The following is a 19,054-nucleotide window of genomic DNA, read 5'->3' on the forward strand; positions in this document are numbered from 1 at the left end:
AGAGGAGGTCGAAGAATGCCATGATTTACCTGGAATGTTAATTTATGAGTTTGTTACTTTGATGCAAAAAGGAAGTTGGCTTTTTCGCTGGCTATTTCCTGCAGAACAATAGTGGGCGGGCCGATGAGGGTGAATGCACTTTCAGCGGGTGGTTTCATCATTAAAGTTACAGGGTAAGTAACAGCGGCAGGGATGAGCACAAATGCATTTCCTGACTCATCGGTCAGCCCGCCAAACTCCGCGCCGCCTTCAAGTTGAACAATAAATATTGCATCTTTCAAGGGCGTATCCGCAGAGTCGATCTGGCTGTTTCCATTCGCGTCCACAAAGGCGTATCCTGAGAAAAAACTGTCTGCCAAAACCACGGGTGTTGACGTAGGGGATACCGCATTGCAAGCTGATATGCTCAGCGAGAGGACTGATAAAAAGACGATCATTCGTTTCATCGAAAAGATCATCCCCTTATTTCATCGCCAACTTGCCGCGGTAGCGGACATACGTCGCGTAATCAATTTCAGTTCTGCGGGCGATGTATTCCTGCGTCTTCACAGCGAGACCCTGGCGGGCGGTGACTTTGTCAGTGCCGAGAATGTCAAAGGCGTCTGAGCCAGCTCCCGATCCGAAAGAGACGACGAGGATTCTGTCGCCGGGCTGGGCGATGTCGAGAGTCGCTGTCAGGCCGATCATGGCTGCGCCGGCGTAGGTATTGCCAATCGTGTGGACTAAAAGCCCGGGCGCGATTTGTTCCGCAGAAAATCCGAGTTGACCTGCGACACGCTGCGGGAATTTTGTGTTCGGCTGATGGAAGATCGCCCACTTGTAATCTTTGGCGGTGGTGCCGCTGGCTTCCATGAGATGGGTGGCGGCTTCGGTGATGTGCTTAAAGTAGGCAGGCTCACCCGTGAAGCGCATTCCATGCTCGGGGTACTTTTGATATTCGCGGCGCCAGAAATCGGGCGTGTCGGTGACGTAGGAATACGATGCGTTGATGACCGCCAGTGACTCTTCAGCGGGACCGATGATGTACGCGCCGCCGCCTGCGCCTGCGGTGTATTCGAGTGCGTCGCCCGGCTTGCCTTGGGCGGTATCCATCCCGATGGCCATGGCGTAATGTCCCATACCAGAGCCGACCAGTCCCATCGCGGCGACCATCGCTTCGGTGCCGGCTTTACAGGCGAATTCCCAATCTGCGGCTTGCGTGTTGGGGACTGCTCCGATCGCTTCGGCAACCAACGTGGACGTTGGCTTCACCGCATACGGATGCGACTCTGATCCTACCCAAACCGCCCGCAGTTCTGTCGGGTCAATTTGAGCACGGAGCATGGCATTGCGCGCCGCTTCGATGGACATGGTGATCACATCTTCATCAAGTCCGGGCACGGCTTTCTCTTTGATGGGAAGTCCGCTGGTCTTGCCTGTCCATACGCGCGCGACTTCCTTCGCGGGCAGACGATAGCGCGGCACATACGCGCCGTAGCCGACAATGCCAACTGGCTTGATGGGTTTGAGGAGTGTGGGGGAGTGTATTGAATTAGGAGTTGTCATTTAATCCTTCTTTATTGTATTTAATAATTGTTTCAACCTTATATAAGAATATTGATTTGCTATATCCCTAAGTTCTTTAACCATGTCGGCGCTTATTTCGCCTTTTCTATTATTCCATGTTCGAGCAGCTGCCCATGATTCTCCGCTACCTGTTCCGATGTAATATGCGACCCGTTCTAATCCATAAGCAGTTTGAAATAAAGCGGGAGGAATGTTTTTTGTACTAAATCCAGTTAAGATATCAAGGAGAAGTCTTAAGTTTTGGTTATAACCTTCAAAAGCATTACTTGGTGAGGTTCTTATCCAGGTTTCAGTTAAGCATTTATCAAGATAAGAAATAAAACCAGATGTTAAGTGGATTGGAGACGAAGATAATATCTGAATTAATGCTTTTCGAAAATCATTGTTATCTATAAATTGATTTATGCTTTCTTGCGTGGGCGCATTTAACATAGTTTGTATAGAAGCCAATGATTTAGTAATATTAGCTTCTCTTACTATTTCTTCTTTTCTTACTTCTACATACTCATTAAAAAAATTCCTTATTTCATCTGTTTCTACAATTAAGATTCCATTACGGTCTCTATAAGGTGTTTCTATGGGGTTAGTTTTTCTTAATACTTGAATTACATCTTGAGGAAAGTCAACTGTTCCACCCTTGAATACATTTTTTGACCAGTCTATTGCAGTTAAGACATTAACATCCCCTAACCCATAGCCCAGGAGTAATACTGTTGACTCTTTCAATGTCAAAGCTAATTTGATTTGACGGTATTCGTTGGGTCGAAAAAGAGAAACATAATCTTCTTGGGAGATAACTATTTCTTCTGGGTTTGTACGCATTCCGTGCAAATGATAAATAGGAATAATGTTTTTTGGATTTGTAAGTTGGTCATTCGGGCCTAGTGGTATAGATTTGCCTGTTAATAAACTTTCTATTACTAAATCGTAATTTGTCGTAATTATCCACGCAACAGATAAATGCTCAAAATAGGTTAAAAATTCATCTCGGTTTTTATCGTTGGGATACCAAGATGTTAAACTAGCCACTTTTCGTTTAACTTCACTTAAAGCCTGACCGTATGTTTTTCCCGATTGCTCTGAATATGCGAGACAAATTTTAGTTGCTATCTCAGGATACCCTATTCCGTCTTTAAATATGGCATCATAGTCAATATCGAACTTTCCGCAAATTTTCTCTAAGAGTTCCCCCCATGATAATGCAATTTGCTTATCATCATCATTTAGTACAGCTTTTGAAAATCCTGTTCCAACGAATAATCCAAGATTTCCATAACTGGCTGAACTTGAAATGTGTTTATAAACATCTTGCTTGGTAGTGGATGATGTAATTGTAATTGTCATAACCGTTTTCCAAGTCTCATTGTTTTTACATTTACCAAACGCTGACTTCAAATTTGCCCGCTCGGTGCGGATTATTATCCTGCCTCAGTACGTGGAAGCCCTGTGGGCTGGTGGACGAGTCGGCTTGAGTCGACTCTTACGAACTGAGGGAGAAATTTATCCCGAACCGAACCAAAACTTTGAAGTCAAACCTACCTGCACGGTGCGGACTAAAGTCCTGCCTCAGTGCGTGGAAGCCCTTCGGGCTGATGGACGAGTCGGATTTATCCGACTTCCATGAACTGAGGGAGGGATTTATCCCGCTCCATGCCAAAACGCTGACGTCAACCCAGCCTGCCTGAAAACCTCAGCAACCTGTTCGACACTTCGTCCATGAAAATCTACAGACATTCGATTACTGTACCAGAGTTTCGAGAGTTCCCAAATTTGGTTGATGGTCAGAATTTCTCCGCGTTCGAGATGATTTTGCTTGCACCATTTTTCAACCCATTCTTCCGACCGAAAGAGAAGCATGGTCGCTCAGGTGAAGACGAGGTCATCGTACCAGCGTGAGAAAGCAATTGGAAAGTGGACAAGTAGTTCACCGTTTGTAACCTTGCCATCCTTTACTTCCAATTGAATGGCTTCGTTGCTCTCTGTAAACACTGCGTCGATGACTGCGTCACAGTGCAGAGCGGCGGGAATGCCGAGCATGTCCCAGGCGCAGTTTGCGTAATAGGTCTTCCCGTTTGCATGGACTTTGAAGTCCGTGGGAATCCCTGAAAACGGGTTCGCCATGCGGATAGTCATTGTATTTGGTTCGAGGAAGAAGGAGTGGCGATTGTGTAATTCCTTGTACAATTCGCCAGCTTCTTCGTTAGTGCTGTTAAAGTGCTGGGCAGCGTCTTCCACACTCGGCGGGTGAGTCGTATCCGCAAAATTTTTGTAAACAAAGGCGCGTACATCCCAAATATCCATTGGTTTGAGTTGGGGCGGATCGCGACGCACGGCGGCCCTTACAATCCTTTCAAAATCTCTTCCGCTCGATCCACCCGCACAATCTTCTCCGCCACCATTTGCGCGGCGACCTTCTCGATCAACTCGCCAGATGCGCCAGCGGCGATGGCGACCTGCCTTGCGTGCAGGGACATATGTCCGCGTTGGATACCTTCGGTGGCGAGGGCACGCAGGGCGGCCATATTTTGAGCAAGACCGACTGAGACGATGATCTCTGATAATTCGGAGGCGGTCTTGACGCCCATCAACTTAACTGCGGCTTGAGCGGCCGGGTGGACTTTGGTCGCCCCGCCGACGATTCCCACCGCCATTGGCATTTCGAGCGTGCCGACGAGGTTACCGTCCTTGTCCTTGCCCCAGGTGGAGAGGGATGTGTATCTGCCAGAACGGGCCGCGTAAGCGTGCGCACCGGCTTCGATGGCGCGCCAGTCGTTGCCGGTGGCGATCACGACCGAGTCCACGCCGTTCATGATGCCCTTGTTGTGGGTCGCTGCGCGGTAGGGATCGGCTGCTGCGAAGGCATAAGCGGCAATGATGCCGTCGCGCACGGTCTCGCCTTTGAAGGATTCAAATCCCATGGTCAACTCGCTGACGGGGACTGTACAGCGCACGCGGGCAATTCTTCTATCTGCCAGATTCGACAAAATCCGTAAGTGAACTTTTCCGCCTGTAATGGCTTCGATCTGCGGCGCGAGTTTTTCACAGGCCGTGTTGACCGCGTTCGCGCCCATCGCGTCACGTACATCATAGATCAGGTGAATAACAATAAATGGACCAATGGCCGATTCTTCGATCATTCGGACTTCAAGGTCACGTGCGCCGCCGCCGAATTTTTTCAGGATCGGGTCAATCGCATCAGCTGTGGCGAGTAGTTCAGCTTTGTGTTCATATATCTTTAGCCGCGCTTCATTCATATTGACCACGTTGATCAACTGCATCTGACCGATCATCAACGGCTCGGTAGTTGTGGCTGTGAATCCGCCGCCAGCGCGGGCAAGTTTTGCCATAAATGACGCGCCTGCCACAACGGACGGTTCTTCCACGACAAAGGGAATCAACACATCGCGCCCGTTGACCATGAAATTCAGCCCGATGCCGACTGGCAGCGCATACATGCCGATCACATTCTCGATCATGTGGTCGGCTGATTCAGCGGAGAGTCCGCCTGTAGTGAACGGGAGCAGGTCTTCGGGCGTCCGACCCGAGGCTTCCGCAAGTTTGGCACGGCGTTCTTCGAGGGTCAGGTTATAAAATCCAGAGATACGCGAATTGGTCATGTGAGTTATCCCAAGTATAGTGTTTGGCTTCTTTCAAATTCTATCAAAAAGCAACGGATTGATTATAATGTCTGTATGCTCCTTACCCGTGAACAATTGCAGGACCGTTTATTTGCGCTTCACAGCGCAAGTTTGGAATTGGTCAAGGATGTTTCGCTTGAAACATTGCTTGAACGCATTGTATCCACTGCCTGTGAGCAGGTGGATGCGCGTTATGCGGCGCTTGGGGTTTTGGATGATACTGGAAAACTTATAAAGTTCATCACGATCGGTATGACCGATGCCCAGATCAAGAAAATGGCGCATCCTCCCGTTGGGAAAGGTCTGATCGGTGAGTTAATGGATGTTAAATTTCCATTGCGTATTCCAGTCATATCGGATCATCCGCACGCTGTTGGATTTCCCGCGTTTCACCCGAAGATGGCGTCATTCTTGGGGGTTCCGATCCGCGCGGGTGATAAGCAATTGGGACAGATCTACCTGACCGAAAAAATAGATGCCGTGGAATTTACCGCAGATGATGAAATGATCATCCAAATGCTGGCTTCCTATGCGGCTACTGCCATCACCAATGCCCGTTTGTATGAACAAATGAAGGAGCGCGACGTGGCGCTGACCCGCCGCAACGTGGATATGGGACTGCTGAATGGCATCGCATCCACCCTGACCTCGAGCCTGGAACTGGACGAGATCCTTAACAAGACCCTTGGGCTTGTGATGAACTACATGAAGGTCGAAGCTGGCGATATTTTTCTGCTGGAAGAAGACAAAACCACACTCCGTATGGTCCTGCATCGCGGTCAAGCCGCGGAAGCATTTTGGACGCGTAATATTTTTAATGTCGGTGATGGGTATCCAGGCATCGTTGCCAAGACCCGCAAGCCTTTGGTCGGCAGGCAATTGGCGAGTGATGCAAGTTTCCTGCGTGACGCGGTTGTCCAGGCTGGCTTTCAGCAAATTGCATGTGTTCCCTTGCTCTCAGGCGAAAATCTAATGGGCGTGATGAGCATTGCAACCCGTACGAATGATCCGTTTGATGAAAGAAATGTTCAAATGCTGGTAGCTGTGGGTGCATGGGCCGGGCTTGCGATCGAGAATGCCCGTTTGCATTCCAATGCGCGCAGGTTGGCCGTTTTGGAAGAACGAGACCGTATCGGTATGGATCTGCATGACGGCATCATTCAATCTATTTATGGTGTCGGTCTGGCGCTTGAGGGTGTCCAGCTTACCTTGAATGATGATCCCGTGTCCGCCAAAGACCGCATCCATCACGCGATTGATGGACTAAATCAGGCAATCCGTGATATTCGGGCCTATATCCTTGACTTGAGACCGCGTCAACTTGGCAATGAGGGCTTATTGGCAGGCATCAAACGCCTGATCGCAGAATACCGCGCCCATACTTTCTCTGAAGTGATCTTTACCGGCCCTGATGCTGATATGAAAGACCTGCCGCATACACAGTCATTGGCTTTATTCCATATTTGCCAGGAAGCATTGGCTAACGCTGCAAAACACGCAAAGGCAAAAAAAGTACAAATCGTTGTGTGGACAACCAGCGAACGCGCGCTGCTTGAGATCAAAGATGACGGCAAAGGCTTCGATTTGGATAAGATGCAAACATCCATCGGACACGGCCTCGCGAACATGCAAACACGCGCGCACGCGGTCGGCGGGGATATTGATATTTCATCGGTCCACGGAGAGGGGACAACCATCCTTGTATGGGTTCCGCGCTCGATAAAACATTGAATCACGAAAATGTTGAATCATTGCAAAACGAATCACAGGAACTCGAGTCTCGTTTAATATGAATCTAAAAACTTTAACATCACGATTTTTTAAGATGGGAATATGCCATTTGCCTTAAAATAATTATTTATACCCATATATGGGGGTACTCTGGGTGAACTCTGGTGTGCTTGGCTGAAACACACGTTCTATTGCATGGCGGTATCTGCCTTGATTGCGCGATCTTTCTTTAACATTCACCAACCTTAAAAAAACAAATCTTTTTAGCTAACCGTAGGCCTATCGCCTGTTATCTATTGGCGCTATCTGCTAGAATGTATCTACGCTGTTATAAAGGATGTTTGCCCTTCGCATCCGAACCCCTGTACCATTTTAAAAAATAACGTTGCAAAACTCGAAAGCCGCGATACAAGGCGGGCTATTTAATGTACTTAAAAATTCTACGCTAAGGAAATTTTATGAACGCAGAGCAAGCATGGCATTCTGTACTCGCACAGCTTCAAATGGAAATGCCAAAGGCATCTTTCGATACCTGGGTGCGTGACACGCATCCCCTGTCTTATGATAATGGCATGTTCACAGTTGGTGTCCGTAATGCATATGCGCGCGACTGGCTGGAAAGTCGTCTCATGGCCACGGTTAGCCGCATGTTGATCGAAATATTGAATTCGAATGTTTCTGTTAAATTCGTTGTTACCCAGGTGGATGAGCACGATTCGCATACCGATCCTGAGCCTGTTCCTGCTTCTATCGAGACTACCATCCCAGAGCCAAAACCGCGTCACATTACACTCAATCCTCGTTATACTTTTGATACCTATGTTGTCGGCTCCGGTAATCGCCTTGCGCATGCAGCTTGTCAAGCAGTGGCAGAAAAACCCGCCCGTGCCTACAATCCTCTTTTTCTTTATGGTGGTGTGGGGCTTGGGAAAACGCACTTGTTGCATGCAATTGGGAATGCCTGCTATGCCGACGGATTGAGCGTTCTGTATGTTTCTTCTGAAGAATTTACAAATGACATGATCAATGCCATTCGTACCCATACAACACAGGCTTTTCGCGAGAAATATCGCTCTGCGGATGTCTTGCTGGTGGATGACATCCAATTTATTGCAGGCAAGGAGTCCACGCAAGAGGAATTCTTCCATACCTTTAATACCCTGCATGGACAGGACAAGCAGATCATCGTTTCGTCCGATCGTCCTCCCAAGTCTCTGGTCACCTTGGAAGAACGCCTGCGCTCCCGTTTTGAGTGGGGGTTAACTGCCGATATTCAGGCTCCCGATTTCGAAACCCGTCTTGCTATCCTGCGCTCCAAAGCTGAACGCACAGGCCGTCATATTTCGGATGAGATTTTGGAAAGCGTCGCCAAGCAGGTGCAGTCCAATATTCGTGAACTCGAAGGCGCGTTGAATCGGATCGTGGCATTTGCAGACCTGAGCGGATCTGCGCTCACCCCAAGTCTTGTGGAAGTGGCTCTTTCCGACTTGTTGCCATCCCGCAGTGACCTGGAACCAGAGAAAATTGTCAACCAAGTGGCTGATTACTATAAATTGTCCATCGAAAAACTGTTAGGCCGTGACCGCACAAAAGAAGTAGCGCACCCCCGACAGATCGCCATGTATTTACTGCGTGAAGAAGCCAAGATCTCCTTCCCGCAAATTGGAGAGGCATTGGGCGGGCGCGACCATTCGACGGTCATGTCTGCGATTGATAAGGTCAAGGATCAATACAAAAATGGTGATGGGCGTGTACGGAAAGACATAGATTTTCTCAGGCACCAGTTATATAGCAAAGCTGTACCGGCATAAAAACAATAAACAAGAATTACCTCAAGTAAGAGCGAAGTCAGCTCCACATTCGGAGCTGGCTTCGCTCTTACTTATGCTTTTGCCTCTTCCGCCAGTTTACAAATCGTAGCAGATAGGGGATTTTCATTCCTGAATCCTATGATATAATCCTGCGGCTTTGAAAAAAGCACATTCTGCCCGGGACGGGCAATAAGCGTCCCTGAGCGGGTTAGGTTGAAAGACCGTATCCCCGCTAAACTCATTCCGTTCCACGCCAGTGATTACACTGCGCGTTGGAGAACGGCAAAAGTTAAGGAGAAATACAAATGGCCGTCATTTCTATGAAGGCCCTGCTTGAGAGCGGTGTCCACTTCGGACATCGCACGAACAAGTGGGATCCGCGCATGAAGCCGTACATCTTCACCGAGCGTAACGGTATTCATATCATTGACCTGCAACAGACCGTTAAGTTGTTGAATCAGGGCTATAACACCATTCGTGATACGGTTGCGAATGGCGGCAATGTTCTTTTTGTCGGCACAAAGCGCCAGGCACAGGAAACCGTTGCTGAAGAAGCCATCCGCTGCGGCATGCCGTATGTGACCGAACGCTGGATGGGTGGTATGCTCACCAATTGGTCAACCATGTATAAGCGTATTCAGGAGTTGGAACGCCTTGAGAAATTGCGCGATAGTGGTGAGATTAATCGTTTGACCAAAAAGGAAGGCTTGCTCATTGAGCGCGATATTTTGCGCCTGACAACCCGTCTCTCTGGATCACGCATTTTGAAGCGCCGCCCTGATCTGCTGTTCATTATCGATGTGGGTCGCGAAGAAGCCGCAGTGCGTGAAGCAAATCTGCTCAAGATCCCGATCGTTGCATTGGTGGATACCAATTGCAATCCGCAGAATGTTGATTATGTGATCCCTTCCAACGATGATGCCATTCGTGCCATCAAATTGCTGGTTGCCAAGGTCGCTGATGCAGTGCTCGAAGGCAAGGCGATGCGTAAGGAAGACGAACCTGAACAGGTTGAAGAAGTTAAGGCTGAAGCAAATAAAGCCAGGACGCGCGGACCCCGCAAGCCTGTAGTTGATACTGATCAGGTTGAGACAGAAGATATTTTGCTCGGCGAATCCACATTGGCAAAATTGAATGTTACCCGCAAGGTGGAAGAAACTCCCGCCGTGAATGACGAGCCCGCTGCTGGCGAAGCTGCGTAACCTACTACTTCATAGAATTTTTCAAGGATTGTGAAATGGAAATAACAACTCAAATGATCAAGGAATTGCGCGCCGCTACCAGCGCACCGATGTTGGATTGCCGCAAGGCCTTGCAGGAAGCGGATGGTGATTATCAGAAGGCTGTGGATTGGTTGCGCGAAAAAGGCATGGCCACTGCCGCGAAACGCGCGGATCGAACCGCTTCCAACGGTATCGTGGAAATGTATTCTCACGGTGGCGGACGTGTGGGCGTTATGGTGGAAGTGAATTGCGAGACAGATTTTGTGGCTCGCGCTGAAAAATTCCGCTCTCTTGCTCATGAGATCGCATTGCAGATCGCTGCAAGCGCTCCCAGGTATGTGACTGCTGAAGAGATTCCCGCCGCAGAACTTGAGCATGAAGCTGAGATCGCCCGTGCCCGTGCTGTTGAAGAAGGAAAACCTGAGGCTGTTATGGCAAAGATCGTTGCTGGTCGTGTTGAGAAGTATAAGGACGAAGTCTGCCTTATGCGCCAGACATATATCCGTGACGAAACCATGACCATTGAAAAATTAATTTTGTCGAGTATTGCAGCCATCGGCGAAAGTGTGATCGTTCGCCGCTTCCAGCGATGGGAGCTGGGTGAAAGTACAAATTAAGTAGTTTAGAAAAGCCAGCCTTCGGGTTGGCTTTTTTTCAAATACGTATTAACCTAAAAAATTTATTTGGAGGCATGAATGTCTGATCTGAAATATAAACGTATCCTTCTCAAATTAAGTGGGGAAGCGCTGGGCGGTAAGGCTGGATTTGGCATTGATGTGGATGAGGCAGAATCGATCGCCAGTCGTATCAAGGAGGTCCGCGAGATGGGTGTGGATGTGGCGGTTGTGATCGGAGCAGGAAATTTGTGGCGCGGCAAACAGGGGCTGGACCGCGGCATGGATCGTTCCACTGCAGATTACATGGGCATGCTGGCTACTGTGATGAACGCGATGGCGTTGATGGATGCCCTTGAACGACAGGGCGTTTTTACACGTGTGATGTCTGCCATCGAAATGCGGGCCATTGCCGAGCCTTATATCCGCCGTCGCGCCATCCGTCATTTGGAAAAAGGGCGCGTGGTGGTCTTTGGCGCGGGCACGGGAAATCCCTTCTTCTCCACAGATACAGCCGCGGCATTGCGGGCAACAGAAATTGACGCGCAAGTCGTCATCAAGGCCACAAAGGTGGATGGCGTGTATGACTCGGATCCGAAAAAGAATCCGGATGCGGTAAAGTTTGATCAGTTAAGCTATATCGAAGTGCTGAACCGCAGGCTTGAAGTCATGGACAGTACCGCCATCACTTTATGCATGGAAAATGACCTGCCGATCCTGGTTCTCAATCTTTGGGATTCAAAAGCCTTGTTGGGCGCACTGCGCGGCGAAAAGGTCGGCACGTTGGTCAGCGCCTAAATTTCTTTCCAAAGTTAGCGTTATTACAACTTCTTTCCTCTTTCTTCATTACTTTTTGAATGAAAGAGGAAAGATTGGTTAATTGAGAGACTATCAATTTTATTCATTTTCTCTCGCGTAATCACGCTCCCATAGCATAAATTCTTGTTTTAAGGTATCCTTGCGTAGTAATTATTTATCACACAGTGCCGCGTAGATTGTCAAAGGAAATTTATCTTCATATTCATAATTTCCTTTTTCAAATTGGGCAGTTTACACTCAAGGCGGCAGGAGGAAGATTGTGAGTACCGAAGAAATTAAAGATCTTTTGAAAGATGCTGAATCAAGAATGCGTGGCGCGATCCAATCCTTGTCAGATGACCTGGCGGGGATTCGAACTGGGCGCGCCAGCCCGGCCTTGGTGGAAAGACTTTCTGTGGACTATTATGGAACACCGACTCATTTGATACAGCTGGCATCCATTAGCGTGCCTGAACCGCGTTCGATCATGATTAAGCCGTTCGACGCGGGCTCCATCAAAGATATTGAGAGAGCGATCCGCGCCTCAAATCTTGGGCTGAATCCCAATTCTGACGGCAAGGTGATCCATTTGAATTTGCCTCCTTTGGATGAGGAACGCCGCCGTGACCTGGTAAAGCAAATGGGGCATCGTTTGGAAGAAGCCCGTGTTGCGATTCGAAATATTCGCCGCGACCTGCACAACGACCTGCGTGATTATGAAAAAGAAAAAATGATCACCGAGGATGATCTCAAGCGCGGTGAAGATGATCTTCAGAAGTTGACTGATAAATTCATTGAAGAAGTTGCGAAGCACGGCTATAGCAAAGAACAAGAGATCATGGAAGTATAGTTTTTTGATTGGACACTCTACCGAGTCTTAAATATGGCTGAAACTCCCGCCTCGATCCCTCTCGAAAAAGTTCCCCAACACGTTGCCATGATCATGGATGGCAATGGACGTTGGGCGTTGCAGCGCGGCTTGCCGCGTTTGGCTGGTCACAAGGCTGGGACTGAGAACCTGCGCCGTGTGATCCGTGCGAGTGTTGAGTTTGGGGTTAAATATCTCACCATCTATGCCTTTTCTACCGAGAATTGGGGACGCCCACCCGAAGAAGTAAAGGGGTTGATGTATATTCTTGAAGATGTCATAGACCGTGAGTTAAATGAATTGAATAAAGAAGGCGTGCAGTTGCGTCATATTGGCCGTCTGGAAAGACTTGCGCCTTCTCTTCAGGAAAAAGTTCTTGATGCGATTGATGTCACAAAGAATAATGACCGTTTGGTTTTGAATATTGCGTTTAATTATGGCGGGCGTGATGAGATTGTTCAAGCCATTCAACGCATGATGAAGGATGGAGTGCCTCCTGAAAAAGTAACAGATGAACTGGTTGGCAAATATTTATATACCGCCGGCGTTCCAGATCCTGACCTTATCATCCGTACTTCAGGTGAGCTGCGTGTGAGTAATTTCCTGATCTGGCAGGCTGCGTATTCAGAATGGTATATAACGCCAACTTTCTGGCCGGACTTTAACAAGGAAGAATATCGTCAGGCATTGGAATCTTTTTCCCAGCGTGACAGGCGTTTTGGGAAGGTATCATCGGGAGAATTACAGGAATCCAATGCGTAAAAGACTGATCACAGCTCTTGGACTTGCTTTAATCGGGGTGCCTGCCATCATCTTTGGCGGCATCTTTTATTATTTGTTGATGGGCACATTTCTGCTTGGTGCGGCTTGGGAATATGTTCATCTTTTTAGAGCGGTGAAATTTGAACCGCAGATGCATATTACTGTGGGAGGCGTTGCGCTTGTAACCATCATGCGCGCGTTCTTCCCCGGGTTCGCACAGCCTGTATTTGCAGCGATCATCCTTATTGCAATGGCATATCACCTGGTTAGTTATGAGCGCGGACGCGACCAATCCGCGCTTGATTTTTGTATGACCATTGGCGGGGTTACATATATCGGCTGGATTGGTTCCTACTTGTTTGAGTTGCGGAATCTTCCAGAAGGCGGTTGGTGGTTTATGCTGGTGATGTTCTGCGTCTGGGCGGGGGATTCAGGCGCGTATTCGATTGGCAGGGCATACGGCAAACATAAAATGGCGCCGCGTCTCAGCCCCAAGAAAAGCTGGGAAGGGTATGCTGCCAGTGTTTTCACTGGGATGGTTACTGGCGGATTCTATGTCTGGGTGTTCAAGACGTTTGGAAGCCTGACGAGTGACATTACCATTTGGCAGGGTGCGATCATGGGATTATTGCTCGGAACCCTTCCGCCTTTTGGCGATCTCGGCGAAAGCATGTTCAAGCGCCAGTCAGGTATCAAAGACTCAAGTGATATTATCCCCGGGCATGGTGGTTTTTTCGACCGTATCGACTCGTGGTTATGGGGTGCGGTGATCGGTTATTATTTCCTGGTCTGGTTCATCATATAAATTTGGAGGCATCATGAGTGTTCTTGGCGCTACCCCTACTCGAAACCTTGCGCTTGAACTTGCGCGCGTCACAGAAGCAGCGGCGATGCTGGCTGGCCGCTATATGGGACGAGGTGATAAAGAAGGAGCTGATCAGGCTGCGGTCAATGCGATGCGCCTTGTCCTCGGGACTGTGGACATGAATGGGATCATCGTCATCGGTGAGGGGGAGAAGGATAAGGCTCCGATGTTATTTAATGGCGAGAAAGTGGGCAACGGTTCACAGCCTGATGTGGATGTTGCTGTGGACCCAATTGACGGGACCCGCCCTTTGGCATTTGGCCGTTCAAATTCGCTCGCAATGGTGGCTGTTGCCCCGCGCGGGACAATGTTCAACCCCGGTCCGTTTTTATATATGAACAAGATCGCGGTGGGACCCGAAGCCAAAGGCAAAATTGATATTGAAAAATCGATTACGGAAAATCTTAAGGCGATCGCCAGGGCAAAAGGCAGGGCGGTGGAAGACCTGACCACCATCATCCTTGACCGTCCGCGCCATGACGATATGATCGCTGAAATTCGCAAAGCCGGCGCGCGTATCCGCGAAATTCCTGATGGCGATGTTGCCGCCGCCTTGATGACTGCTCAGCCTGACTCGGGCGTGGATGTTCTCTTTGGCATCGGCGGCACCCCTGAAGGTGTGATCACAGCTTGCGCGCTGCGCGCAATGGGCGGCGAGATCCAGGGCAAATTATTTGCTCGTGACGAGGACGAACTGCAACGCGGACGTGAGGCAGGTTATGACTTTGATAAGATATTAAACATGAATGACCTGGTTTCCTCAGAAGATGTCTTCTTTGCGACCACAGGCATCACCGATGGTGAATTGCTTCAAGGTGTGCGCTACTATGGAAATCATATTACAACCGAAAGCCTTGTCGTGCGCGGCTTGACAGGCACCATTCGCCGCATCCATGCTACTCATAGTACAGATAAGTTGGATAACCTAAGTTCGATCCATTATTAATAATGTCATTCTGGGTGAAGCGAAGATTCTAGAAATTGTTATCAGAATACCGTTGCTTTTCATCAGAACCAACTTGATCATCTACTTGACATTCCCCATGCTGACCCTTATAATGTCGGTCGCTTTCCTGACTAGCTCAATCGGCAGAGCGAGCGGCTGTTAACCGCTAGGTTCTAGGTTCAAGTCCTAGGTCAGGAGCCAAAAAAGACCTCCAAGTTTATTCTTGGAGGTCTTTTTTTATATGTGAAATTTGTGCGATCAGAGGATGCTTATTTCTCGGGCCATGGGATCTCAGCCGGTCCTGCGTAGCCATGTTTATCCTGCACGTACACACGTCCGTGTGAGGCGGATGTGCAGCCTGCTTCGTCCACGAAGGTGATCAGTGGATAATTTGAAACCAACGGTTCAAAGAGTATCTGACCGTCTTCACAGCGCCAGACCTCGATGATGTATTGGAACATGTCCGCGTCTTCATAATCGCCAGGACTGACCGGGATATGGATCCAGTCCACGGTGATCTTATTACCCTCTTTGCGGACCGCATTTAAGATCGTGGTGCGTACATAATACGGCGAAACTGGCAATTTGTAACCGTCTTCAGCGGGGTACATGATCTTCAGAAGTTGCTGATCACCTGAAATGTCCAGGAATTTCGAATGTGCCCAGCATTGCTGCGGTTCATTGTTAACCAATAGCCAGCTATTTCCATCTGTGCGCCCGATCAACTCTATGACAGCGCTTTTCTTTAGCGCGAATAAATATAAATACTCTGACCCAGGTCCATAACGACAGCTTAACAGATCCGCGGTGACGGTGGCTCTCAGGCTATCCACTGTGGGAATGGCTGTGGCACTACTGGTGGCTGTAGGAGTCTCTGTATGTGTGGGGGTAAATGTTTCAGTGGGCGGCGCGGATGTGGAAGTCAGCGGAGGAATTGTTGAAGTTACAGGAAGGGACTCAGGCTGAGATTCAATATTTACAGCGGTTACAGCAGCAGGAGAGCAGGCGGTCAGAAAAAAGAACAGGCTGAATATGGTTTGAGCACATTTTTTTATTTTCAAACGCATTTAAGTGTTTCTCCATTCCATGAATTTTATCTCTTCAATGTCGTTGATCGGCAGCAGGGTTAACTTATCCTTGCGGCCATCGCGCCTGTAAATTTTATAAAGCGCATCTTTCGGGTCGCGTACCTTGGCAACAAGGTCTACTTTTTTATTCACCAATGCCAGCAGGTCAAGTCGTTTGACAAAGATAAAAGTGGATTCCTTCTCAAACGCGATGATATCTGCCTTGCCAAACACCCAGCCGACTTTACCGCGCACATTTTGGAATTCCACCCAAACATAATCCAACTGAGCGTCCAAATCGTGCCTGTCAACGCGTTTCGCGCTCTTCACTTCAACTTTGAATTGCTTATCTTCTTTTTCGACAAGATAATCCCAATGGTCGTCAATATTTTCAGCTTTCGATGAGGCTGAAATTTTCCACCCCAGTTTAACAGCAAGGAGAATGAAATTCTGCTCGGCATGTTCGCCGAGTTCGAGTGAATCTTTTTTATCGAAACGGTTGCGGGAATTTTTGCTCTGCATTATCTTTTTCCCTTTGTTTACTTGTGCGGTACGCAAGTAAACAAAAAGACGTAAAAATGACCCGGAGATCAGCGCTCGGTCTTTTTAGCTGGTGTCGGTTTCTTTTTCGTAGTTTTATTTTTTTGGATTTTAACTTGTTCCGGCTGAATGTATGCCAGGATGCGTTTACGTGCGAGTTCGCAGTACTTGCTGTCAACATCCAGCCCAATGCCCTTTCGATTATTAGACACGGAAGCGATCAGTGTGCTTCCGCTTCCGCTGAATGGATCAAGGACAACATCGTCCACGTAACTGAAAAGCTTTACGCACCTGCGCGGCAATTCTATCGGGAAGGGAGCGGGGTGGCCGATCCGTTTTTTGCTTTCCCCATTAAAGACCCACAAGCCATTCGTCCAATCCATGAATTCCTGCCGCTCAATATCCGACACCCTGCTGCCGCTTGTTTTTTTCCACTGGTTCTTGTAGAGCACAACGATCAGCTCAACAGGAGCGATCACATATGGAGCAGATGCGCTCTTCCACGAACCCCAGGCGGTTCTACGGGAGATATTTCCTTCATTCCAAATGATGGTGGAGTGATAATGAAAACCGACTTCTTTCGCGATGGCCGTCAGGTCGGCGCCAACGCTTTGCTGACCGCCTTTGTTCTTGTCGAGAGGAATATTCAAGCAAAAGCGCCCATCCTCTTTTAACCATTCAAAACAGCGCGACATCCATATTTTGCTGAATTCCAAATAGTCTGCATAAGAAACATCGTCCTTGTGCGAATTGTATTGGATATCCACATTATAGGGCGGGGATGTGACGACAAGGTCTATGCTATTCGCATCCACAAGCATGGTTGATACAACGTCGTCATGGATGAGCGTGAAATTTTCGTTTTGAAAATGGATTCTCGGTGTTTTCATAATGAGACTTGGATACCAAAAGGTTCTGAGGATAAAATGGTTATTCAAATTGTACCGTGAAATAAAAACTATGCCTCCATGGATAATAAACAAAACCCGCTTTTCAGCGGGCCTTGGGTCATTATCATATTGAAGTGTAAAAGACAATTATTGATTCGATAGCTTAGCGTTAAACGGGATCAATAGCAAAAAGCCCAATGCAATAATACCCTGTCCGATAAGCACTCCTGAAGCCTGCCACGGGCCAAAATAAGGGGACTGAGGAAAGGATTGTGAGCCCATTCCGAAAATATCCGCCAAGCCTGCAAAAACCGCGATCACATAGCCGGTCGCGGCCAGTCTTGATCCGATCTCAGATGTAATCGTGCGTTCCTGTCCCCACCACAGGCTTTGTAGGCCGATATATCCACCAAGGCAAATGATGGCAAGTCCGATCAGAAAGACAATGATCTGTACAAAGCCTACAACTGGACTGCGATCCCAGCCGAACCAATCAGGTTTTGCGCCGATCGCAAAGATCACCAATCCGATCAGTGCCAGACCGATGCTGATGCGAACACGTGGTGTGACAGGGTTATCACGTTGTGGGGTGGTTTCCACAGGTGCGGATGCGGGTACAGGTTGATTTTTTGTCATGAGGTTGGCAGATCCCTTTTCAGGCGCGTCAGCCAGTTGCCGCCGAGAATGTTCTCAATATCTTTTTCAGAATAGCCGCGTGCCTGTAATAAGGATACCAGATTTTGCAGATCGGCAATTGTATCAATTTCTGGCGGAACGGACTGTAACCCAAAACCGCCGTCGAAATCCGATCCAATACCCGCGTGGAGCGAGTCGCCTGCGATCTGGCAGATGTGATCAATGTGATCTGCGACAACCCCCAGCGGCACTTCATCTCTGGAGTGTTTTCCAACTGTCCAGCCGACCTTCAGGTATGAGTTGTAGGGGACCACGCCCACCACACCGTCGCGTTCGATGATGCCTTCAATAATGCGGTCGGAGAAATGGCGGTTTGAATCGGAGGTTGGCATCAACGCGAGGCAGTTGCCGTGTGTGCCAACGATCGGTCCGCGGTACATATCAAGCGCTTCGATGGAAGCAAGTTCATCCATGTGACTGAGGTCCAGTATGAAGTTGTAATCTGCCATCGCGGATAAAAGTTCGCGGCCCTCTTTTGTGAGCGGACCTGGTTCCTTCCAGCCGCCGCTGTAGCGTGTGCCGACCCAGGCGGGGCCGATCAGGCGCAAACCCAGTTCATGCCATTCTTCCAGTTCTGATGGAGTACGAATGCCCTCTGCGCCTTCCATGAGCGCCACCATGCCGACGGGATGTCCGTTCTCGCTGGGGGATTGCCAATGGTCGAGGAGCAGGTTCAGGTCGCGTACTGAAGCGAGCAGGCGGAATTTATCGGGCGCGGAATCGGTCATGCGGTGGTAGGTCAATAACTGTTCTTTGTAAAGTTGATGGGCTTCGTCGAATGTCTTATAGACCTGGGATTTATTGCTGCTTGAGCTGTGACGGATTGGGGTGGCATAGATGGTCGAAAAGATGACCGCCACCTGTCCGCGCTGATAATCAGGCCAGCCGAGGAGCGCATCTTCATTGTCTGCTACGGTTTGACTGCCAATTTCAAGCTGGCGTGTTTCTGCGGCGGAGCGCGTGTAATCGCGTCCGTATTTGAACATGTTAAAGGCTATATCTGCGTGGGCGTCAACTATAAGTGGCATGGGATTATTGA

General features: G+C 48.8%; 19 protein-coding genes, 1 tRNA gene and 1 pseudogene. 10 read left to right on the forward strand and 11 right to left on the reverse strand.

The genetic code is table 11. From position 1 onward, the window contains the following. Positions 1 to 53 precede the first annotated feature (53 nt). From IPL17_RS08590 to IPL17_RS08615, 6 genes are all read right to left on the reverse strand, one after another. Positions 54 to 446 carry a hypothetical protein gene (locus IPL17_RS08590; RefSeq protein WP_345306673.1) on the reverse strand — a complete coding sequence of 131 codons (393 nt, stop codon included), beginning with the start codon at positions 444 to 446 and terminating at the stop codon, positions 54 to 56. A 16-nt stretch (positions 447 to 462) separates the two neighbouring features. Beyond that, a complete protein-coding gene (locus IPL17_RS08595; protein WP_345306674.1) occupies positions 463 to 1,545 on the reverse strand; it encodes a hydroxymethylglutaryl-CoA synthase in 1,083 nt (360 codons plus the stop codon). Next, entirely contained in the window at positions 1,546 to 2,910 is a 1,365-nt protein-coding gene (locus tag IPL17_RS08600; RefSeq protein WP_345306675.1) for an SIR2 family protein, read from the reverse strand. A 294-nt stretch (positions 2,911 to 3,204) separates the two neighbouring features. Further along, complete coding sequence (locus tag IPL17_RS08605) at positions 3,205 to 3,423, reverse strand: hypothetical protein (RefSeq protein WP_345306676.1); 219 nt, start codon at positions 3,421 to 3,423, stop codon at positions 3,205 to 3,207. Between the two features lie 6 nt (positions 3,424 to 3,429). After that, positions 3,430 to 3,897: an organomercurial lyase gene (gene merB, locus IPL17_RS08610; protein ID WP_345306677.1), complete on the reverse strand. Its 468-nt coding sequence runs from the start codon at positions 3,895 to 3,897 to the stop codon at positions 3,430 to 3,432. An 8-nt stretch (positions 3,898 to 3,905) separates the two neighbouring features. Continuing rightward, on the reverse strand, positions 3,906 to 5,183 hold the full coding sequence (locus IPL17_RS08615; protein WP_345306678.1) for a hydroxymethylglutaryl-CoA reductase, degradative: 1,278 nt from the start codon (positions 5,181 to 5,183) through the stop codon (positions 3,906 to 3,908). 75 nt (positions 5,184 to 5,258) lie between these two features. Between IPL17_RS08615 and IPL17_RS08620 the strand changes: the two genes are divergently transcribed. From IPL17_RS08620 to IPL17_RS08665, 10 genes and pseudogenes are all read left to right on the forward strand, one after another. Then, on the forward strand, positions 5,259 to 6,935 hold the full coding sequence (locus IPL17_RS08620; protein WP_345306679.1) for a GAF domain-containing protein: 1,677 nt from the start codon (positions 5,259 to 5,261) through the stop codon (positions 6,933 to 6,935). 458 nt (positions 6,936 to 7,393) lie between these two features. Next, positions 7,394 to 8,746, forward strand: a complete 1,353-nt coding sequence (dnaA, locus tag IPL17_RS08625) for a chromosomal replication initiator protein DnaA (protein WP_345306680.1) — start codon at positions 7,394 to 7,396, stop codon at positions 8,744 to 8,746. A gap of 305 nt (positions 8,747 to 9,051) precedes the next feature. Then, positions 9,052 to 9,726, forward strand: a pseudogene (gene rpsB, locus IPL17_RS08630) (30S ribosomal protein S2); the annotation flags it as partial. Positions 9,727 to 9,959: 233 nt separating this feature from the next. Continuing rightward, on the forward strand, positions 9,960 to 10,586 hold the full coding sequence (gene tsf / locus IPL17_RS08635) for a translation elongation factor Ts (RefSeq protein ID WP_345306765.1): 627 nt from the start codon (positions 9,960 to 9,962) through the stop codon (positions 10,584 to 10,586). A gap of 78 nt (positions 10,587 to 10,664) precedes the next feature. Continuing rightward, a complete protein-coding gene (pyrH, locus tag IPL17_RS08640; RefSeq protein ID WP_345306681.1) occupies positions 10,665 to 11,381 on the forward strand; it encodes a UMP kinase in 717 nt (238 codons plus the stop codon). A 328-nt stretch (positions 11,382 to 11,709) separates the two neighbouring features. After that, positions 11,710 to 12,231 (forward strand): ribosome recycling factor, encoded by a 522-nt coding sequence (gene frr, locus IPL17_RS08645; RefSeq protein WP_345306766.1) that lies wholly within the window; start codon positions 11,710 to 11,712, stop codon positions 12,229 to 12,231. A 33-nt stretch (positions 12,232 to 12,264) separates the two neighbouring features. After that, on the forward strand, positions 12,265 to 13,011 hold the full coding sequence (locus IPL17_RS08650) for an isoprenyl transferase (protein ID WP_345306682.1): 747 nt from the start codon (positions 12,265 to 12,267) through the stop codon (positions 13,009 to 13,011). Next, entirely contained in the window at positions 13,004 to 13,816 is an 813-nt protein-coding gene (locus tag IPL17_RS08655) for a phosphatidate cytidylyltransferase (RefSeq protein WP_345306683.1), read from the forward strand. The genes IPL17_RS08650 and IPL17_RS08655 overlap by 8 nt, the downstream gene beginning before the upstream one ends. A 13-nt stretch (positions 13,817 to 13,829) precedes the next feature. Further along, the gene (glpX, locus tag IPL17_RS08660) at positions 13,830 to 14,822 is read left to right on the forward strand and encodes a class II fructose-bisphosphatase (protein ID WP_345306684.1); all 993 of its coding nucleotides are present in this window, start codon (positions 13,830 to 13,832) and stop codon (positions 14,820 to 14,822) included. Between the two features lie 125 nt (positions 14,823 to 14,947). Continuing rightward, a tRNA-Asn gene (locus tag IPL17_RS08665) sits at positions 14,948 to 15,023 on the forward strand. A gap of 68 nt (positions 15,024 to 15,091) precedes the next feature. Here IPL17_RS08665 and IPL17_RS08670 read toward each other — a convergent pair. The 5 genes from IPL17_RS08670 to IPL17_RS08690 form a co-directional block, all read right to left on the reverse strand. Continuing rightward, entirely contained in the window at positions 15,092 to 15,889 is a 798-nt protein-coding gene (locus IPL17_RS08670; protein ID WP_345306685.1) for a hypothetical protein, read from the reverse strand. Next, on the reverse strand, positions 15,890 to 16,411 hold the full coding sequence (locus IPL17_RS08675; RefSeq protein ID WP_345306686.1) for a hypothetical protein: 522 nt from the start codon (positions 16,409 to 16,411) through the stop codon (positions 15,890 to 15,892). A 68-nt stretch (positions 16,412 to 16,479) separates the two neighbouring features. Continuing rightward, entirely contained in the window at positions 16,480 to 17,319 is an 840-nt protein-coding gene (locus IPL17_RS08680; protein ID WP_345306687.1) for a site-specific DNA-methyltransferase, read from the reverse strand. Positions 17,320 to 17,466: 147 nt separating this feature from the next. Further along, on the reverse strand, positions 17,467 to 17,955 hold the full coding sequence (locus IPL17_RS08685) for a hypothetical protein (RefSeq protein WP_345306688.1): 489 nt from the start codon (positions 17,953 to 17,955) through the stop codon (positions 17,467 to 17,469). After that, positions 17,952 to 19,043: a membrane dipeptidase gene (locus IPL17_RS08690; RefSeq protein WP_345306689.1), complete on the reverse strand. Its 1,092-nt coding sequence runs from the start codon at positions 19,041 to 19,043 to the stop codon at positions 17,952 to 17,954. Before IPL17_RS08690 ends, IPL17_RS08685 begins: the two co-directional genes overlap by 4 nt. Between the last annotated feature and the right edge of the window lie 11 nt (positions 19,044 to 19,054).

The sequence above is a fragment of the Candidatus Villigracilis saccharophilus genome, from assembly GCF_016711665.1.